The organism is Pseudobacter sp. (assembly GCF_051955275.1).
Classification (GTDB): Bacteria; Bacteroidota; Bacteroidia; order Chitinophagales; family Chitinophagaceae; genus Pseudobacter.
The window spans coordinates 50252-69619 of sequence record NZ_JBQCGW010000009.1; the positions used below are offsets into that span (position 1 = coordinate 50252).

Below are 19368 nucleotides of genomic sequence, written 5' to 3' on the forward strand. Positions count from 1 at the left end.
AGAAAAGCTGCTGTCAGTAGACAAAGCGCTTATACGCCCATGTATTCCCAGGCGCTCTTGTAGGCATCGTGCTGCTCAGCATACCCGATGAAACCCGCGTAATAATCGTGTTGGCTCAGGGTACCACTGTCTCCTATCACCACCAGTTTCTTCCTGGCTCTCGTCATGGCCACATTCATGCGCCGGATCTCTGAAAGGAAACCGATGCGGTTATCATTGTTGCTGCGCGTCATGCTGATGAGTATCATATCGCGTTCCTGGCCCTGAAAACTGTCGATGGTATTAACGGTGATCCGGCCCAGATATGGCTGCAGTTCGGCGGTATGCTGTAACATATCCTTCAGCTCATCAATCTGCCTTCTGTAGGGCGAAATGATGCCTACCGTTGGAAAAGCTTTCTCCCACTGCCTTTCAGCAGCCAGTTGTTTCAGATAACTGATGGTGAATGATGCTTCTTCCGGATTGGAGATGGCATTGCCGCTTGTCTTTTCTTCAAAACCACAGCCTGCTGTATCGATGAACTGCAGTGGATGTACATCATTACTGAGCGTATGTGATTCAACGGAAGCATGCGCCTTCAATTGATTGTCGTAGAAGGTAGCGGCCGAATATCCCATGATGAGCCTGTTCATACGGTACTGCTCATTCAGCATCACCACGGTTTGGGGATAACGGGCAACCAGTTTCTCCAGCAATGTATTGCTCAGTCCTTTTTTAGCAGCTTCGCTTGATTTTACGGTGGGCGGCAATTGCAGGTGATCACCTGCCAGGATGAGTTTCTTCGCCTTGATCACAGGCACCCAGGTGGCAGGTTCGAGTGCCTGTCCTGCCTCATCTATCACAACTGTATGGAATTTCCGCTCGCGCACCAGGTAATGATTGGCGCCGATGAGGGTGGCGGTGATCACATCGGCCTTTGCCAGGAGATCGTCCACAATATACTGTTCGGTCTTTTCCACCTGCTTCATGATATTGCGCGCTTCATCGAAAAGCGCCTTGCGCTGGTCTCGCTCCGCTTTTCCGAAATTGCGTTTGTATTTATGCGCCATGTCTTTGAACTCGCCGGCCTGCTTCTTGAGTTTTTTGATCTCCTTGTTGGCAGTATGTTCAGCCATCTTATGGTCCATGGTGAGGCTCTGCAACCTGTCAGATACACGGGCAGGATTGCCGATGCGCAGCACGTTGAGACCTGCATCGGAGAGTTTTTCACTGAGCAGGTCTACTGCAGTATTGCTGGGCGCCACCACCAGTACCTGCTGTTTATCCTTTGCCACCAGGGCTTTGATAGCCTGAACAAGGGTGGTAGTTTTTCCGGTGCCGGGAGGACCGTGAACAATAGCCAGGTCTTCCGCAGACAGGATCCTGTTCACCGCTTCCTGCTGGGAAGCATTCAGGGAGGGGAATGACGCGGATGAAGTATAGGTCTCAAAAACGGGGTCCTGCGATCCGGTGAGGATACGTACCAGTTTCCCTTCTTCTCTTTTTTCATTCAATGCAATAGCCTGACGGATGGCATTCTGCATTTCGTCGTAACTGTTGTCGTCGAAGAGAATATCCACGCCCAGCTTGCCATTGCGGCTCCATTCGGGCAGTTCGTCCGTTCTGAGCGTTATCTTGATCTTGTTGTTGCCTACGTAGTTGACTACACCTTCCACCCTGTCGTGCTCCCGGTTGTGATTGGAGAAAAGGGCGGCGCTTGCGCCTGTCCGGAACTGATGCTGGATATCCTGATTGGTGGTTCGCTCAAGCTCTACCGTTATATAATCTCCTTTGGCCGGTTCCGTATCCCGGATGGCCACTGGGTACCAGGTAAGGCCGGCGTCCCGGCGATCGTTCACACTGAGAGATGCATTGAGTTTACGGTAAATAGCTTCATCTTCCTGCCGCTCGGTCCTGAGCAGATCGAGCAACTGCTTGAAATAATCCATCCGGCAAAGGTAAGCCGGCGCACCGGTATTTTATTGCGAAGGTGCATTTCAGGTGCACAATTCGGGGCAGATAATCCCCGTTTTGCGGAATGAGAAGGTTATTTTTAGATATTCAAAACCTAAAAACTGATATCTATGGTTCAAAAACTTACGGCTGAATTTATAGGAACCTTCTGGTTGGTCCTTGGCGGATGTGGCAGTGCACTGTTGGCTGCGGCTTTCCCGGGGGTAGGTATTGGGTTACTGGGCGTTGCACTGGCATTTGGTTTAACAGTGGTGACCATTGCCTATTCTCTCGGGCGGATCTCGGGTGCACACCTGAACCCGGCGGTTTCTATCGGGCTTTGTGTTGGCGGAAGAATGCCGGCCAAAGACCTGGTTCCTTACATAATAGCACAGGTCTTAGGTGGTATTGTTGCCGCCGGCGTGCTCTATGTGATCGTAACAGGCAACGGCAGCAGCATCGGCAGCTTTGCCGCCAACGGGTATGGAGAGCACTCTCCCGGTGGTTATGATCTCAAATCCGCCTTCCTCTGCGAAGCGGTAATGACCTTCATGTTCCTGATCGTGATCATGGGAACCACAGACAGCAGGAACTCCAACGGAGGATTTGCAGGGCTGGCCATCGGCCTCACCCTCACACTGATCCACCTGGTGAGCATTCCCGTGACCAACACATCCGTAAATCCTGCCAGGAGCATCAGCCAGGCGCTCTTTGTGGGCGATTGGGCCATGTCTCAGTTATGGCTCTTCATCCTTGCCCCCATCGTTGGTGCAGCGCTCGCCGGCGTGGTGTACAAAGCCCTTTGGAAATAGAGAAACACATATAACGAAACGAACAAGGCCCCTGTTCAACAGGGGCTTTTGTTTTTGCAACAGGAATGGCGGTTAACCATTTCAGTTAACACATTGAATAAATATTGTCTGTAGCTTTAAAAACACGATCCACCCGATTCATATTGCGCAATCAGATACCGGAGATTTTCTTTGACAAAATTCAATTCAATGAAAAAAAGAAAACCCGGCTCCTTGCCCGGGCAGATTTTCCGGTATGCTGTAATGCTGGTATGTCTGTCACTTACTTATGTTGCCTGCAAAAAAGATGACAAAAAGAACGGGGAATCTCCTGACACCACCCTGAAGATCGCCTCCTTCAATCCCGCTTCCGGCGCAGCAGGAAGCCCTGTCACTATCACCGGACAGGCATTCGCTGCCACTAAATCAGCCAATATTGTAAAGTTCAATGGCGTTCAGGCTGATGTTGTTTCTGTGAGTGAAGCCAGAACAGAGCTGACCGTTACCATTCCGCAGGGAGCAAAAAGCGGAAAGATAACCGTTGAGGTAGATGGAAAAACAGTAAGCTCGGAAACCAGTTTCACCTATGTTGAAACCGCTCCCGTGATTGAAGAAGTCACTCCCATGAAAGGCGATGTGAACAACATCATCACCATCAAAGGCAAAAGATTCGGAACGGATGCGGAAGTACATTTCGGAGGTATCAAGGCCACGGTGCTGGACAGAAAAAGTGAAACGCTGCTGGAAACCGCAGTGCCTGCAGGCGCATTGAATGGAAAGATCAAAGTTACATCAAACAACATTGAAACTTTTACGGCAGCTGTGTTCTGGGTAAGGCCATCCATTACGATGGTATCCCCGCTGAAACAGGTGGAAGGCGGAGAAATTACCATCGATGGTACCAATTTCAGTACTACTGCTGGTGAAAACTTTGTTTATTTCGGCGATGTACGGGCTACAGAGATCACAGAGGCAACAGCTACGAGGCTTAAAGTAAAAGTACCTGAAGGCGCCAAAGACCTGAACATAAAAGTAGCAGTGATGGAGCAGGAAGCCATGAGCGCACAGAGATTTGTATTGCTGCCTACAATCACCTCCTTTTCACCGGCAACGGCAAAACGGGGCGATATTGTAACCATCACCGGCAAGAACATTTCTGCCGCAGCAAAGATCTTTATCGACAACCTCGAAATAACAGTTACCGAACCAGGCAGGACCACCAGCAATGTACAGTTCAAAATTCCAGAAACGGCAGTGGCCGGAAAACTGCTGGTAAAATATGCGGATATAACTACTGAAGCCGGCGATCTGCAGATCACCAATTACTGGAAAAAGATCACCACAACCACTTCTACCAATCTGTACAACAACATAGCATTTGTATACAACAATAAAATCTATGCAGGGCTCGGCTCTAAAGATCAATCTAATGCATATACCCGGGATTTCAAGTCCTTTAATTTCACCACCAAGCAATGGGAACATGCATTCACGGCGCCTTCAAAAGTAGGCACCAGGCTCAATGCATACCTGGCTATTCATGGAGCAAAAGTATTCATTGGCGGGGGCTTGAACATCCAGAATACTGACCCTTATGTCCGCGACATGTGGGAGTTCGATCCTTCAAAAGCAAGCACCCCTGATGATCCTGCTGCCTGGATCAAGACCGGCCCTACTGTTAACCCTTATGCAGCCGGAGCCTTTTCTTATAACGGCAACCTGTATACAGAAGTGAACGGCATTGTTTCAAGATACAATCCTGCCGGCGCAGGAAGTCTTGAAACCGTTGCCACCAGTTCACTATTGAACGACCAGGTTAACGGAAGGGCTTACGTGATCAATAATGAAGTTTATTTCTTTGGAGGTGGTACAAGATCTCAGAATGCCATCCTGCTTGATCTTATCAAATTCAATCCTGCAAACAATCAATTCACTTCCTTGAAAAAATTGCCAGGAAGCATCCTCCCCTATGGCGCTATCACCTTTGTATTGAACAATAAACTTTATGCAGTAACATTGACGAATCCCGGAGCCGGCACACACAACACAATGGAGTATGACCCCGCTACCAATGAATGGACTGACAGAAAGATCACGCTGATTGAATCCCAGCTTACTTCCGGCAGTAAATACAACAGTGCAGTGATAGATGGGAAAGCATATATCTGGACCGTAAACGGAACAATGTATGAACTGGTTCCTTAACCACAAATAAAAAAGCACATTACAAAAAGCCCTTGTAGAAACAGGGGCTTTTGTAATGTAACAAGTCTACATAAGAGAGACACAATATTAAAACCTGTTTTGCTTTGTGGATCCAGAGGATGAGTGAAGGCATTAAAACATCTGCTGAAGGAAACAAAAAGCAATCTGGAGTAACAATCATGTAGGTGGTTTCCGGATATTATTACCTCCCCGTACTCCGGCTTATCTCGGAAAGGCCAACAGCCAACCAGATAATTCCGGGGATTCAGCCTGCTATTTCGGTCATTCATTAAAATTCAGTTGCATCATACCCGCGAAGGTGGTAGATTTATTATAGCCCTCAATTATTGTGCAATGAAAAATTGAAGTGCATGAGAAACACCACCAACGCGGCAAATGAGAAATATACTGCAACAAAGGCCCCTGGCCCGCTTTCGGGATCCGGCCTTTTTATAACACAACCCAGGAAAAGGATCTGGGTACGAAAGAAACATGAGAACATTCCACTTCTGCTGGATGAAGTAGTTTACATGCAGGCAGAGAACAAGATCATACAGGCGGTTGACCGGAGCGGTTACAGGTATATGTTAGACAAACCGCTGTCAGCCATGGAGGAAGAACTCAGTCCACTCTCCTTCTTCCGCGCCAATCGCCAGTATATCATCAATATCAATTACATCAAAAGGTTCCGCACTATCGAGAAAGTGAAAATACTGGTAACGCTGGATCTGCTAATTGGTGAGCATACCGTGGTGATCAGCCAGGAATCAGCGGCGGCCTTCCGCAAATGGATCCAATACGCGCATTAATCTTCTTCTCATTTTTTAGATACCTGAAAAAAACAAAGCCTGCTCTTTTGAAGCAGGCTTTTGCAATATACATGAAAACCCCATTTTAGTTTTTATCCCACCACAGTTTGGTACTTACTTCATCACCACCAATAGCGGCTGAAGCCTGCTCCCAGTTCTTCGTATTCACGTTCTGTTCATTAACCGGGTAGGGGTAACGTACAGGGATATCCGATTGCGCATCAGGTCCGGGAACGAGTACAGGAAAATCGAACTTCCTCCATTCTATCCAGCTATCCCAGCCACGGTTATACAGTGCGATCCATTTCTGCAGACCGATCTTCTCCCGCCAGGTACCACCCGCTGTTTCATAATCCACCTCAGCTTTTGCCAGGTAGGTATTGGCTTCAGCTACCGTTCCCTTCCAGAAAAGAATGGAGGCCGTGATGGCCTTGTTATAATGTTCTTCCGCAGTCCCTCCTACATTAAACCCTCTTTCCACGGCTTCCGCCAGCAGGAATTCCACCTCGGAATAATCCAGCAGATCACCGGGAAAGTCAGCGGCAGTAATAGTGGTTTGTACGTGCGACTTAGATCCGAAAGAAGTACCGATGCCGGGATCTCCACCTGAATACCCGCCATTGGGATCGAGCGTGAAGAAGTCGTTCCTTCGGGGATCATCCAGATCGTTCATAGCTGCAACCAGGGTCTGACATGGCACAAAATCATCACGCTGGCTCTGCACCAGGTCAACCCAGATAGGATTGGTATTGGGGGGAGATGTGATATAAGGGAACATGGCATTGTCATTATTGGAAGTGAAAACGCCGGAAGCAACAGCCTGCTCTGCAGCCAGCTGAGCTTTGTCTTCATCATCATCTGCAATAGTGAGGGCCATTTTCAGTTTGATGGAGTTGGCGAACTTCTTCCATCGGGCAATATTGCCATCGTAGATCACATCGGCAGTGGTGAATGATCCTGCAGCAGGGTTAAGTGCTGCTATGCTGGCATCCAGTCGGGTGAGCAGGTGATTGTAAATGGTCTTCCCATCATCGAACCTGGGAAATGTGATCTCGATATTCAGCGCATCAGTATATGGTACATTACCATAAGTGCTCACGATGTAATAATAAGTGTACACCTGCAGGATATCTATGAAAGCAAGTTTATTCTTCTTCACATCTGCGTTCTTTTCATCTCTCTCCACGAGCCTGATACTGGCCTGAAGATCCGCCAGCACATTCCGGTACATGGCATCCCAGCTGTTATCACTGATGGATCGCGTTCCGAGATCGAAATTACTTTCATCAACATACTGGGTCTGCTGATAATGCTGGATGATCAGCCTGAATATATTCTGGTTGGTGCTGGCCGATACCAGGTTATTGCTCAGTCTTCTTTCCGCATTGGTGAACAGTGCTTCCGCACTGGCATCCGGAGGGTTTTTAGGATCTATATTGAGATCAGTAAGGTTTTTGGTACAGCTTGCAAGTGCTGCCATAACCGCTATTGAAAGAATGATCTTTTTCATACACGATATCTTTAGAATCTCAGTTTTAAATTGAAGGTGACGGTTTTTACAGCAGGATAGGAACCGGACTGGTAGCCCTGCAGGTTGCCTGCACCCATGGTATCTTCCGGATCTGCATGTGGCAGGTTCTTGTCGATGATCCAGAGGTTGCGTCCGGCAATGCCCAACTCCACTCCTTTGAATACAGGCATCCTGTTCACCAGTTCCTGAGGAAGCGTATAAGAAAGCATCACTTCACGCAATTTCACATAGCTGCCGTCATAAACAAAGCCTGCAGCAGGATTGCGGTAATCACCATAAGTTCCGTATCCGTTGAGCACTCTTCTCTCATTCACTTTACCATCCGGAGTTACACCCGGCAGAACGATACCTCCGCCATCAGCCAGAGGAGCGCGGGAAGGTTTTCCCTGATCATTGAGACCGGCCGTTTCAGCATAAATGCCCGTGCTCAGACCATAGTACATATCCAATGAGAAGATATCTCCGCCTTTGCGGATATCTACCAGGAAGCTGGCAGAGAAATTCTTGTAGCGGAAAGCATTGTTGATGCCTCCGAGCCAGTCCGGGTTGATATTTCCGATCTTGGCATTGGAATGGCTCGTACGCTGGTACCTGCCGGAAGTGGCGCTAACGGTACGCTGTCCGTTGGTATAAATGAAATCGTTACCACGGATGGTGCCGAAAGCATCGCCCAGTGAAGCGTTCAGCGTTACACCGCCCTGATAATCGCCCAACTTGAGGTTATCCGCACCTTCGTGCAGTTCCAGTACTTTGTTGCGGTTGGCTGCATAGTTGAAAGTGAGTGTCCAGGAAAAATCCCTGGTCTTCACGGGGGTTGCCGACAACATGAGCTCAATGCCCTTGTTCTCTACAGTACCTGCATTGAGGTATTTGTAGCTGTAACCTGTAGTGGTACTGAGCTCAACAGGAAGTATCTGGTCCTGTGTACGAGTTCTGTAATAACTAACATCAAGGCTCAGCCTGTTTTTCAGAAAAGCCAGTTCCAGCCCCCCTTCCAGACTCACTGTCTTTTCCGGAAGCAGGTTGGGGTTGTTCTTGGTATAGTTGTAATTGGGTCCGGTAGCAGCAGCTTGTGGCCGTGAACCGAATGGAGTAACAACTCCATAAGCATCATGCACGGCATACACAGGCGCATCGTTGCCTACCTGTGCATAGTTGGTGCGCAGCTTACCATAGCTCAGCCAGGAAGCCTGTGGCAGTAATTTGGAGAATACCCATCCGAGTGAAACAGAAGGATAGTAATAAGCATTATTACCTTCAGGCAGGGTAGACGACTGATCACGGCGGATGGTGGCATCCAGTGTAACCATGTCCTTCCAGGTCATTGTGGCCCCTGCAAATACACCGTCCACTTCTTTCTTTCCATCAAACTCCTCAGGTGCATCCGGCGTAGCCAGTGAGTTACTGACTGCATAGATATTCGGTACTATCAAACCGCCGTTTGTACGGGCCCTGATATAGGTGATATGCTGGCGGCGGATATTGGCGCCAAGCAATGCTTTCAGGTTCAGCTCTTCGTTCAGATCCTTATTCACATTCAACATCAGGTCAAGGTTGGTTTCGCGGAAAGAGCGATTGAAGCGGCTGTAAGATGGAATATTGTTGCTTCCGATGGCCCTTCTTTCTTCGATCAGTTCATCATATCCGTCAAGCGCCACACGGCCCATGAGGCTCAGCCAGTCATTGATCTGGTAGTTCAGGCTCACATTCCCGAAATAACGGTTACGAACATCTGTTTCAAAATTCTGGTAGCGCACCCAGTAAGGGTTATCCCAGAAGTTGGGCACCTGGGCGTAGAGATCTTCCCCCTTGATATTCCAGCTGCTGTTTTTATGATTTCTGAAATAGGCATCCTTCTGCTCCAGGATGTCTACACCCACATTCCACCACTGGCGGAAACTGGTCATGAGGTTACGGGAGCCGCTGCCATCATATCCCGTTCCATATCTTCCTTTGCCACTCACATTGGAGAAACTGAGATTGGCATTGGCAGTTACTTTGTCCGAGATATTGTAAGAGCCGCTTACATTCAGCAGGTTCTTGGAGATACGGCTATTCGGCAGGATACCCCAGTCGTCTGTACGGGTATAGCCCATTTTAAAATGTCCTTTGTCCGTGGCACCATCCAGGAAAACAGACTGGTTGGAAGAAACGGCCGTCTGCATCATTTTTGACGGATCATTGGCGCCAGCCACCCAGGGGCGCTTCTTATTAAAATTGGGAGAAGCGGGATCGAAAGCATCCCATTGGTATACCATCAGGCTGGGATCAAACTTAGCTCCGTAGGAAGCATCCTCAGAGAGGGGAGCCACCAGATCAGGAGTACCGTCTCCATCTATATCGCGATACCAGAAAAGCCCTGTAGGGTCTTCATAGATCACTGCGGGGTTATATCCCTGACCATACTCCTTCTGATATTTCGGGAAGGTTTTGGGATCATACTTTCCAACCGTGACACTGCTGTTCAGGGTGATGCCAAGTCCTCTCGTTCCTTTTTTAGTAGTGATCAGGATCACACCATTGGCGCCCTGGGATCCGTAAAGGGCACTGGCAGCAGCGCCTTTCAGCACGGTAAGACTGGCCACATCATCCGGGTTGATATCGGCAGCGGCATTACCGTAATCGTATCCGCCACCGGCATTGTTCCTGTCGGCAGTCTGGTTGGGCGTAGTACCGCCCGAGTTATTGTAAGGAATACCATCCACTACAAACAACACCTGGTTATTTCCGGCAATGGACTTGATACCGCGCATCACCACGTTTGAGGAAGCGCCGATGGTATTGCCCTGTTTGATATCCAGACCAGCCACTTTACCGCTGAGGTTCTGGATAAAATTGGAAGTACGGGTCTTGCTCACTTCATCACCCACTATCTGCTGGGCAGCATACGCCACCTGGTTGCGCGACTTGCGCACTCCAAGCGCCGTTACCACCACTTCAGACAATTGTGCATCACCAAACGAAAGCTTTACTGCAACGGTAGCGCCCGTTGGTGTAATGGTTTGCGGCTGATGGCCGGTAGCAGTTACAGTGATCTTTCCACTGGTTTTAATGGAAATGGAGAAATTGCCGGACGCATCGGCCTGCACGGTATTTTTGGTACCTGTTTCCGTGACAGTAGCAAAGGGCACAGGCTCTCCCTTTTCATTGCTCACAGTACCCCTCACAGCCTGTTGAGCCCAGGCGAGGGTACCGGTAAGCAGTACAATCATTAACAATAAAGATTTTCTCATACATCGTAGAGTTTTAAAAATTATGAGCCATTAAGACCGGCAAAACTTCAAAAACTCTGCATCAACATGACCTGTTTCTGACTGAAAACGAAAACAGGATCGTGAAGAAGAAAAAAAATGGAATGAAAAAAACAATATCACTTAATACTTCACCAATAGAGCGCAATCGGACAATGACTATTTTCAGTCTCTTCCCATATTGAACAAAGTATCTTTACCTGTATGAAAAAAGCAGTCCTGGTTTCCCTGTTATCAGCAACAATTTTACATTCCCCTCTTTCCGCACAAACCATGGATGAGATGTGGGACAACCGTTCCAGCGGAAAAGAGCATGCAAACATCAACTGGTTCAAGGATGCCAAATTCGGCATGTTCATCCACTGGGGATTATATTCAAAACTGGGAGGTGAATGGAAAGGAAAGAAGTATTTTGGCAGCGGAGAATGGATCATGAACCAGGCCAGGATCCCTGTAAAAGAATATGAACAGGTGGCTGCAAATTTCAATCCCATTGATTTCAATGCAGACGAATGGGCACAACTGGCAGCAGACGCAGGGATGAAGTATATGGTGATCACCGCCAAACACCATGAAGGTTTTTCCATGTACGATTCAAAGGTCACAAGCTTTGATATGACCGACGCCACGCCGTACAAAAAGGATCCCATGAAACCCTTGTCGGAAGCGGCCCGCAGGCGCGGCATACAATTCGGATTTTATTACTCCCAGTTTCAGGACTGGTATGAGCCCAACGGCGGTAAGAACGGATGGGACTTCGATGAATCGAAAAAGAACTACCAGCTTTATTATGAGCAGAAAGCCATTCCGCAAATAAAAGAGCTGCTTACTCAATACGGGCCATTGGGTATCCTCTGGTTTGATACGCCGGGGGGCATGACGAAGGAGCAGACACAAAACTTTATCGATTCATTGCGATTGCTGCAGCCAGGCTGCCTGTTCAGCAGCCGCGTTGGACACGGGCTGGGCGATTACAAAGATCTCGGTGATTCAGAGATCCCTTCCGGTCCTGTACCCGGCGCCTGGGAATCTTTGTATACACACAATGATTCCTGGGGTTATATTCAGCATGACCTCAACTTCAAAACACCGGAGCAGATCATTCAGTTGCTGGCACAGGTAGCATCACGCGGCGGCAATCTGCTGTTGAATGTGGGACCAGACGGGAATGGGCGCATCCCGGAATACAGCATCAAATATTTAAAAGAGGTTGGCAAATGGTTGCACATAAACGGTGAAGCAATTTATGGCACCACCTATGGCAAAATACCTGACCAGCCCTGGGGAGTGAGCACTTCCGCTCCCGGAAAACAATTCCTGCATGTATTGAAAATGCCTGACGACCGGAAATTACTGGTGCCTGTCAACAGTAAAATAGCCATCAATAAAATATACCTGGTCAAAAACAAGCAGGCAGTGGCTTTCACAAGAAAGGGAAATGACCTGATCATTCAACTGCCCGCACTTCCCCACTCTGCCAATGAAGTGGTAGTGATGGAATACAAAGGGATCACCCCTGATTATACCCTGAGCATGCCCGTTACTATTTCTTCCCGGTTCAAAGAAAACCTGGCAGAAGTTGTTCGTGCTGGCCTGCAAGGTAACGCGCAACTCAAAAGTCTTACGTACAGTCATTATTATGGCGACTGGAAGCATACCACCTGTATCACTGATCTGAAAGACAGTACGGATGGCATCAGCTTCAACCTTCGTTTTACCGATGCAGCTGATTACAGGATCATTCTTGAATATGCCTGCGACCCTGCTTCTGCAAAACAGGAAGGGGTACTGCTTTTCAATGAACAGCCACTGTATTTCAGGACGCTGAAAACAGGCAGTTTTGAAAAGAATGCGCCACTGCTGTTTATCAGACAGGTGGCAGGTATTGTGAGTGCGAAGGCAGGAGAAGCCAGGATCAGTATCCACCCTGTCAATAACGGGAAAGAGTTATTTAAACTAAAATCTCTCATTGTAGAGCCGGTGAAATAAATGCACAACACGTTTCTGGTAACTTGCGATAGGCCAAAGGCGTAATCCCCTCCTTCTTCCTGAAAACTTTTGTAAAATAAGAGAAATCATCATAGCCAAGCCAGATGGAAATGTCCTGTACGCTCATGGTTGTTTGCCGCAACAGGCTTTTAGCTTCCAGTAAAATATAATCAAGAATGATGGTCTTGGCAGATCTCCCTGTTACCGTCTGCAGGATCTCGCTGAGGTATTTCGGAGGAAGATGTAATTCTTTTGCATAAAAGGCAACCGACTTCTGCTGGAGGTAACATTCCGCCAAACGCTTCTGAAAATGATTCGCCACTTTCTGATGAACAGCAAAGGAAGTATTGGCCTGAAGGCCAGGTGAACTATGGCATTCAGCCACCACCAGCAGCATGGAATAGATCACTTCAACAGCCTTGCTTCTATTATTGCGGAACTGCTTAAGTACGATGAAAAGGTCCTTCAGTTGTTGCCGGTTCAGGTCATTGATCCTGATCATATGATTCCCTCCGGGCTGAAAGGAAGGCAATGAACGAAGCCAGTTGTTTTTGGTCTCATCCAGGAAAATATCCTCCGCAAAATAAACGGTATCGAACTGTCCGCCGCTCCCACCCAGCCACTGGCAAACGATACCAGGCCCAACAGTAGAAAGGCTACCAGACTGCGTTTCAAAGATGGTACTGCCGATCTGCACTTCCGCATGGTGTGCGGAATAATTCAAACCAATACCATACATGAATGTGCGGAACGGAAAGCCAACTGTAACACCCCTGTACTCATCTTCACTGGCGATAAAAAAAGACCCTGCGAATTTCTGTTGCTCTGTTTGTAAATAATCAAATACGTTCCTGCTTTTCAGTGCTGCTTGCTCCAACATTGATCAAGAATAAGTGTTTAGACATTAAAAAGTATTCTAATAAAGATAGCGGGATTTGCAGGTTAAAAAAAAGCAGCGCAGGGCAATTGACATTTATCAGAAAAGTGATCCTCATTTCAATTTATACACAGCAGTGATGGTATGATTTCCTTTAGCTGATTTGAAACTGTATTGCACGGTCATTTTACCGGCATTCACTTCCTTTATAACCACCGTCTGGGGTTTGGAGGTTTCATAATGTTTAGAAGTCAGTTGTCTGGTGGCAGCATCATACGTCCAGGTACCGGATTCAGTAACCAGCTCTTCTTCTTCATCACAACGATTCTTTCCATCATGTTTCATGATCTTACCACCGGATTTGAACATCTCTGCATCATCGCGTTCACAATCCTCCAGCATCACACGGATATCGGTATCTGCTTTGCCATCCATATCAACATCGATAGCAGGGATGATAGTAGAAGATTCCATTACCCAGTATTTATCTGTAAATGGTAATTTCTCTTTTGTGTCGAACGAATAGGTCATTACTGCAAAAATGGTGGAGCCGGTCAATACGGCCAGGTCCGTCCATGTAAAACTTGATTTCATATGCCGGTTTTGTTCAAAGATGGCGCCCGGGAAGAGTAAGATTTTCCTAAATCGCACAGAACTGCCGGAATATATTGCTGAACTGCAATTATCCAACAACAAACTTAGATTTTCTGCTTCGGTAATACGGTAAGTACAAAGGGAGAGTTCGCTTACAAAGGGGGATCACCCACCGTTCAGGCAGTCAATAAAGTCATTAATGACTTGCATTCTTCAACCTGTAACAAATCCGGGAATATCCGTAACCTTTCTGCGTTTATAATGTGCAAGAAGTTTCAAACATGGATTAGGGTTCCCGTTTGTTTTACCAGGTTTCAATTGAAGAATTGAAGTCTATCATCTGCCAGGAGAGTGCATTAGCCATGCGCTCTCCTTTTTTTTCGGAAATTTCTCTAAAAAAAAGAAGGCGCCCTGTTAAAGGCACCTCCATCGTTTCAACAACACCCGACACTTATTTTACATAGCTGAGTTTTGAAACCAGCAATATCCTTCCCAAATGATCTGTCACACGCACAAATACCTGCTGATCTGCAACGGGCGGCATGGAGAACTGGCCTATCTGCACTCCTGCGCTGATGCTGTGTGGCCATGATCTCAATAAAGCGCCCTTTGCGTCATACAATTCAACATTCAGACTGGCGGACCTCGCGAAAACTGATTTCACAGAAAGAATGGAACTGACCGGATTGGGAAACACTGTTACAACAGGCATATCCGTTCCGGCAATACCAACCCTTTCGATATTGGAATAAACGGTTCCTCCATTTTGGCTGATCCGGACTCTGTAATAAGTTGTATTCCCTGGCAAAACTGCATCCTTATAATAATACATACCAACGGTTTTACCGAATGAACCCAATGCGGCCTTATATATACCATTGTAATTGATACCATCCAGGCTTCTTTCTATGCTCACTTCTGCAGACACATCACTGATATTGGTACTCCACCTGATCAATGCACCTTTGTTCTCAGGCCTCGCGATAGCTCTTACAACATTGCCTGCGAGAACATATTCAGGAACCAACCGCATGATTGCTCCCTGGTACTCTTTTCTGTAGGTCTTAAAAAAACCACCAGCCAGGATCCGTTCTTCACCTGAAGGCTGTTTCTGTATTTTAAGATCCATTACAACATCATTGAAACCAAGTCCGAATGTTGTAGATGGGTCCACAGAACCATTAACATCTATTTTCACGATATTTCCACAGGGCAGCCCATTAAAGGAAGTAAAGTTTCCTGCAGCAATAACAGATCCTGTAGCCATTACAAGTATGCTCCTTACTTCAAGCCCGGGAAGATCGCTGCTGGAACCGGGTCCCTGAAAACCTGCACCTGAATTGAAGCCCATATCCAGTGTTCCGTCAAGGTTAAAGCGTGCGAGGCCACGGCGTGTAATATTGTTCACTTTATCAAAATATCCTCCTGCCAGTAATTTATTATCAGCACTAAGGAAAAGAGAAGTGACTGAGTTATGCGGGCGGTTATAGGTGGAAGGCCCGATCCTGTATCTGGTGTCCAGGGAACCGTCAGGATTTAATTTTGCCAGCCGGCAGATCTCCACTCCGTCAACTTTGAAAAACTCTCCGCCGATATACAGGTTATCATTTATTTTATCATAAACCATATCGTAGACAACACCATATTCAACTACTTTAGGTTGATAAAACCTGTCGAGGCTGCCATCCATATTCAACCGTATCACACTGCCTGTGTTCCGTCCTTCATATTGCTGAAAGTCGCCGCCAACGAATATCTTACCCGGCTCAGTGCCTTTGGGTTCCTTCACTTCAATGCACCATGCCCGCAATGTGGCAAGGGAATTACTGATCCCTGAACCTGTATTGAAAGATTCATCGAGTGTTCCATCTGTATTGAGTCTTGCCACCCCTCCCCGGCGCACGCCATTCACTTTTGTAAATGAGCCTGCGATCAGGATCTTCTGATCAAAGCCCTGAATCTCCACATCATCGATCCTTCCGTCAACTGTTATAGGGGTAAAAGAGTCATCCCATGTACCATCAGGCTTCAGGCGACCACCATACCTGATGGGAATGCCATCTCCATGAGGCCATAGTCCGTTATAAAAAGTATTGTCGCCAAAAAATAAGATGCTGCCATCGGCTTGCACAGCAATACAGCGTGTACTTGTATTGGCAGTGGTATCATTCTTATTAAAGGTACTATCCCTGCGAAGATCCTGGCAGGCAGCACCCAGCCCTGGCGATAAAGCCAGCAACAACAAATAAAATGCCTTCATATGTATGGATTTATTTACTGGCAATTACTTTACAGCATTCGCCGGTCAGCTGCCAAAGTACAACGCCGGGGATACCACTTCAAGCACAATCGGCCGAATGGAATGCAGGAGCCACCAACCAGTTTTTTTACTGTACGACCAACATTTTTCAGGATGCGGTCATTGTTCAGATATTTTATGGAATAACCACAGTAAATAACGGCCGTTTGCCGGCGTAAAATCAGCATGTAGCTCAATTATGCCTTCCATACAGCAATTGAGTTGCCTGGTAAACATCACGGCAATGCATATTCAACAGGCAGCGTTACTTTAATTGGGTTTCTTATTTGTAATACTATAATTGTTGATCTGTATGCCATACCCTATTCAAGACATTCAATATGTAGAAGTCAACAAAAATGCCCAAAGGCCACCACTTAAACATACAGGCATCGCCTGTTACCGGAGTGGAGAAATGAAAAGAAGGTCAACTCTTCAGCTTAGCGATATTGCATCATATACTGATGAGCAGCAGAAGCAGGCTATCTCTTATTACAGAAAGATCCTTAAAGAAAACCCGGACCAATATTTTGCAGCATTTAACCTTGGACTGTTTTATCTGCAGAGAAAAGAGTTCATTCCCGCTTATGCATGTTTTGGGATTGCCAGAAAAGCGAACAGCGCCGATGTATATTCAATTTATCACCTCGGCGAAATAGCTTTTGAGCTCCAGGATTACAAAACCTCCCTATCCTATTTTCAGTCAGTTCAGATCCATGACCACCTTTATCAGTTAAGTGATAAAAACATGACCGACCTGAGAATTTATATCGGCAGAATAAACGTAAGGATTAATAAACCGGAAGAAGCTGCTGAAATTTTTACAGACATTGCAAACAATGAATCCTACGGACGTTTAGTGGCTGTACATCAGCTGGCGCATATATACCTGAATATCCTGAATAATTTTCACCTCGCAGAACCATGGATAGACCACGCATTAATGCTGACACCCCTTTCAACGATATTTGTAAGAAGTAAAATACTGGTATTGAAAGCAACAGGAAAGCTACAAGAGGCCATGCCTTATCTGAAAGACATGACCCGGATTGACCCGGCCGGTTTTGAGACCTATTATGACCTCGCCTGCCTGTACGCAGAAAGAAATAATGAGGCAGCCACCAGAGAATTCCTGGAGAAGGCTGTACGATTGAGCCCGCAAGCCAGGACTTATGCAAGATCAGATATTGATTTTGCGCATTACTTTAACCAGTGCTGGTTTCAGAACCTGATGAAATAAGGGAAGAACGGACTTACTTTCCGTCTTACATTTTTGCATAATGCAACCCAACCACTCCGCTTTTTAACGGTGTTGCTTTCAGCAACCTGAGATTGGTTTTATTTACGATATTCTGGTATACGGGTATGCCATTACCTAATAGTACCGGGTTAAGCGTCAGCTGGTATTCATCAATCAGATCAAGCTCCATGAAAGAATGCGCCAGTCCGGGGCTACCGAATATCACGAGATCTTTCCCGGGTTGTTGTTTCAGCTTATTTATTTCTTCGGCTATATTATCGTTGATAACGGTGGTATTATTCCAGTCGGCTTTTTTCATGGTCCTGGAAAACACAATTTTGGGTGCCTGATCTACCCACTGCGCATGTTTTTTACTGCGCTCGCTTTCATTAGGATCCTGCAGCACTCCGGGCCAGTAGCCAGCCATCAGTTCATAGGTCAGTCGCCCATAAACGGGAGAGCCGACTGTAGCTACTATTCCATCGGCAAATTGCTGCAAATCGCTGTCATAAGAGATCCAGCCTAATCCGCGGTTTTCGTCTGCTGCAAAACCATCGAGGGAAACGTGCATGAATAAAACAAGTTTTCTCATAATAAGATATTTAAATAAGAGGATGTGTATGGTATTGCAACCCGTCTGCGTTTTCAATCATAGTTCAAAAGCAGGGATAATATACCTGACCATGAGATCAAATGCCTTCTTGGCTTTCCATGAACTGTAATTTCCCTGCATAAATGCAACAACGATGCCCAGTCGTTCAACGATCATGATATATTGCCCGCCGTTTCCAGAAGCAAAGATCACATCCTCGTGGAAATTTTTTGTTCTGAATTCTTCTTTGTACCAGTAATAGCCGTAAAAAGAGGGCTGAGGAATTGCAACGGCAGACCTGCTGAATTTCATGAACGAGAAATCCTGGATAGGAACGGGAGTACTGGTTGACTTTGCGATCCAGTCTGCAGATACTATTCTCTTTCCCTTCCACATTCCTTTCTGCAGGATCAGCTCTCCGATCCTGAGCATATCGGAAGGCTGGATATAAAAAGAACCGGCAGTCATTCCATGGCCGGCAGGATCAACTGTCCACCTGTAATGTGTGATTCCCAGTGGCTCGAAGAGATATTTTTTTGCGAAGTCCATCACAGACATTCCTGCGGTACGGCTTATGATCCCGCTCATGATCATGGGAGCACTCGAATTGTATGCCCACACGGAGCCTGGCCGGTCCTTCATGGGAAGATTCAGGGAAAATCTCACCCAGTCTTTTGATGCCATCATATCAGTTTCGCAGTCTTTACCATCATTGAACTCTTCACAATCGAACCCAGCTTTCATTCGCAGAAGATGGTCGATGGTCATCTCTTTTTTCCAGGCATGATTTCCTGAAAAATTCCTGTATTCAGGAAAGAAGGAATACACGCGTTGATTTACATCTTTTATAAATCCTTTATCGATCGCTATGCCTGCCAGTATGCTGGTAATGGACTTGAACGCCGAGCGGGAATCATGAATTGAATCCTTGCTCCATCCATTGAAATACTTTGCGTAGGCCAGCTTTCCGTTTTTGGAGATCAGGATACTATGAATATCAGAATAGGCGGTACTGGTAGCTGCTCCTGTCAGGCTATCCAGTAATACACGTTGCTGAGTGTTGAGGGATTGGCTGTTTACCTGCAGGGCAGCAGGCAGAAAGAATAAAACAAGGATAAGTTTTTTCATTATCAAAAAATACAAAAATATTGCAGAATGGCAATAAATTCACCCGAACTTATCCATTATTTATCATTAGTAAATTCTACATTCAGCTTTTATTTCGTTTCCGCAATCAAAGCTATATGAATACTTTTAA

At 46.6% G+C, this 19368-nt stretch carries 13 protein-coding genes; 5 read left to right on the top strand and 8 right to left on the bottom strand.

The annotated features are described in order from the left end of the window. Window positions 1-29: 29 nt before the first annotated feature. Window positions 30-1928, bottom strand: a complete 1899-nt coding sequence (locus tag ACTHMC_RS01130; protein ID WP_440410109.1) for an AAA domain-containing protein — start codon at window positions 1926-1928, stop codon at window positions 30-32. Window positions 1929-2063: 135 nt separating this feature from the next. Between ACTHMC_RS01130 and aqpZ the strand changes: the two genes are divergently transcribed. The 3 genes from aqpZ to ACTHMC_RS01145 all read left to right on the top strand — a co-directional run bounded on the left by aqpZ (window position 2064) and on the right by ACTHMC_RS01145 (window position 5737). Next, window positions 2064-2744, top strand: a complete 681-nt coding sequence (gene aqpZ, locus ACTHMC_RS01135) for an aquaporin Z (protein ID WP_440410111.1) — start codon at window positions 2064-2066, stop codon at window positions 2742-2744. A gap of 189 nt (window positions 2745-2933) precedes the next feature. Beyond that, window positions 2934-4928, top strand: a complete 1995-nt coding sequence (locus tag ACTHMC_RS01140) for an IPT/TIG domain-containing protein (protein WP_440410113.1) — start codon at window positions 2934-2936, stop codon at window positions 4926-4928. A gap of 371 nt (window positions 4929-5299) precedes the next feature. Next, complete coding sequence (locus ACTHMC_RS01145) at window positions 5300-5737, top strand: LytR/AlgR family response regulator transcription factor (protein ID WP_440410115.1); 438 nt, start codon at window positions 5300-5302, stop codon at window positions 5735-5737. A gap of 85 nt (window positions 5738-5822) precedes the next feature. Here ACTHMC_RS01145 and ACTHMC_RS01150 read toward each other — a convergent pair whose 3' ends face one another. Further along, window positions 5823-7247, bottom strand: coding sequence for a SusD/RagB family nutrient-binding outer membrane lipoprotein (locus ACTHMC_RS01150; protein ID WP_440410117.1), 1425 nt, complete (start codon window positions 7245-7247; stop codon window positions 5823-5825). 11 nt (window positions 7248-7258) lie between these two features. Next, complete coding sequence (locus ACTHMC_RS01155; protein WP_440410119.1) at window positions 7259-10501, bottom strand: SusC/RagA family TonB-linked outer membrane protein; 3243 nt, start codon at window positions 10499-10501, stop codon at window positions 7259-7261. Between the two features lie 222 nt (window positions 10502-10723). Here ACTHMC_RS01155 and ACTHMC_RS01160 point away from each other — a divergent pair, with 222 nt between their 5' ends. Beyond that, window positions 10724-12508: an alpha-L-fucosidase gene (locus ACTHMC_RS01160; protein ID WP_440410121.1), complete on the top strand. Its 1785-nt coding sequence runs from the start codon at window positions 10724-10726 to the stop codon at window positions 12506-12508. Here the strand turns inward: ACTHMC_RS01160 and ACTHMC_RS01165 are convergent. The 3 genes from ACTHMC_RS01165 to ACTHMC_RS01175 all read right to left on the bottom strand — a co-directional run bounded on the left by ACTHMC_RS01165 (window position 12486) and on the right by ACTHMC_RS01175 (window position 16239). Continuing rightward, a complete protein-coding gene (locus tag ACTHMC_RS01165) occupies window positions 12486-13388 on the bottom strand; it encodes a helix-turn-helix domain-containing protein (protein WP_440410123.1) in 903 nt (300 codons plus the stop codon). The two genes, ACTHMC_RS01160 and ACTHMC_RS01165, sit on opposite strands and share 23 nt — an antisense overlap. 111 nt (window positions 13389-13499) lie before the next feature. Then, the gene (locus tag ACTHMC_RS01170) at window positions 13500-13979 is read right to left on the bottom strand and encodes a lipocalin family protein (protein ID WP_440410124.1); all 480 of its coding nucleotides are present in this window, start codon (window positions 13977-13979) and stop codon (window positions 13500-13502) included. A 451-nt stretch (window positions 13980-14430) separates the two neighbouring features. After that, entirely contained in the window at window positions 14431-16239 is a 1809-nt protein-coding gene (locus tag ACTHMC_RS01175) for a delta-60 repeat domain-containing protein (RefSeq protein ID WP_440410125.1), read from the bottom strand. 352 nt (window positions 16240-16591) lie between these two features. Between ACTHMC_RS01175 and ACTHMC_RS01180 the strand changes: the two genes are divergently transcribed. Continuing rightward, a complete protein-coding gene (locus tag ACTHMC_RS01180) occupies window positions 16592-17518 on the top strand; it encodes a tetratricopeptide repeat protein (RefSeq protein WP_440410127.1) in 927 nt (308 codons plus the stop codon). A gap of 25 nt (window positions 17519-17543) precedes the next feature. Here ACTHMC_RS01180 and ACTHMC_RS01185 read toward each other — a convergent pair whose 3' ends face one another. Further along, the gene (locus ACTHMC_RS01185; RefSeq protein ID WP_440410128.1) at window positions 17544-18110 is read right to left on the bottom strand and encodes a dihydrofolate reductase family protein; all 567 of its coding nucleotides are present in this window, start codon (window positions 18108-18110) and stop codon (window positions 17544-17546) included. Window positions 18111-18167: 57 nt separating this feature from the next. Further along, window positions 18168-19238 carry a serine hydrolase domain-containing protein gene (locus tag ACTHMC_RS01190; RefSeq protein WP_440410129.1) on the bottom strand — a complete coding sequence of 357 codons (1071 nt, stop codon included), beginning with the start codon at window positions 19236-19238 and terminating at the stop codon, window positions 18168-18170. Window positions 19239-19368 lie beyond the last annotated feature (130 nt).

What these genes read in the sequence shown, in the direction of transcription:
- ACTHMC_RS01130 (WP_440410109.1), bottom strand. Translation starts at nt 1,928, where the DNA reads ATGGATTATTTCAAGCAGTTGCTCGATCTGCTCAGGACCGAGCGGCAG.
- aqpZ (WP_440410111.1), top strand. Translation starts at nt 2,064, where the DNA reads ATGGTTCAAAAACTTACGGCTGAATTTATAGGAACCTTCTGGTTGGTC.
- ACTHMC_RS01175 (WP_440410125.1), bottom strand. Translation starts at nt 16,239, where the DNA reads ATGAAGGCATTTTATTTGTTGTTGCTGGCTTTATCGCCAGGGCTGGGT.
- ACTHMC_RS01150 (WP_440410117.1), bottom strand. Translation starts at nt 7,247, where the DNA reads ATGAAAAAGATCATTCTTTCAATAGCGGTTATGGCAGCACTTGCAAGC.
- ACTHMC_RS01180 (WP_440410127.1), top strand. Translation starts at nt 16,592, where the DNA reads ATGCCATACCCTATTCAAGACATTCAATATGTAGAAGTCAACAAAAAT.
- ACTHMC_RS01160 (WP_440410121.1), top strand. Translation starts at nt 10,724, where the DNA reads ATGAAAAAAGCAGTCCTGGTTTCCCTGTTATCAGCAACAATTTTACAT.
- ACTHMC_RS01185 (WP_440410128.1), bottom strand. Translation starts at nt 18,110, where the DNA reads ATGAGAAAACTTGTTTTATTCATGCACGTTTCCCTCGATGGTTTTGCA.
- ACTHMC_RS01165 (WP_440410123.1), bottom strand. Translation starts at nt 13,388, where the DNA reads ATGTTGGAGCAAGCAGCACTGAAAAGCAGGAACGTATTTGATTATTTA.
- ACTHMC_RS01170 (WP_440410124.1), bottom strand. Translation starts at nt 13,979, where the DNA reads ATGAAATCAAGTTTTACATGGACGGACCTGGCCGTATTGACCGGCTCC.
- ACTHMC_RS01155 (WP_440410119.1), bottom strand. Translation starts at nt 10,501, where the DNA reads ATGAGAAAATCTTTATTGTTAATGATTGTACTGCTTACCGGTACCCTC.
- ACTHMC_RS01190 (WP_440410129.1), bottom strand. Translation starts at nt 19,238, where the DNA reads ATGAAAAAACTTATCCTTGTTTTATTCTTTCTGCCTGCTGCCCTGCAG.
- ACTHMC_RS01145 (WP_440410115.1), top strand. Translation starts at nt 5,300, where the DNA reads ATGAGAAACACCACCAACGCGGCAAATGAGAAATATACTGCAACAAAG.
- ACTHMC_RS01140 (WP_440410113.1), top strand. Translation starts at nt 2,934, where the DNA reads ATGAAAAAAAGAAAACCCGGCTCCTTGCCCGGGCAGATTTTCCGGTAT.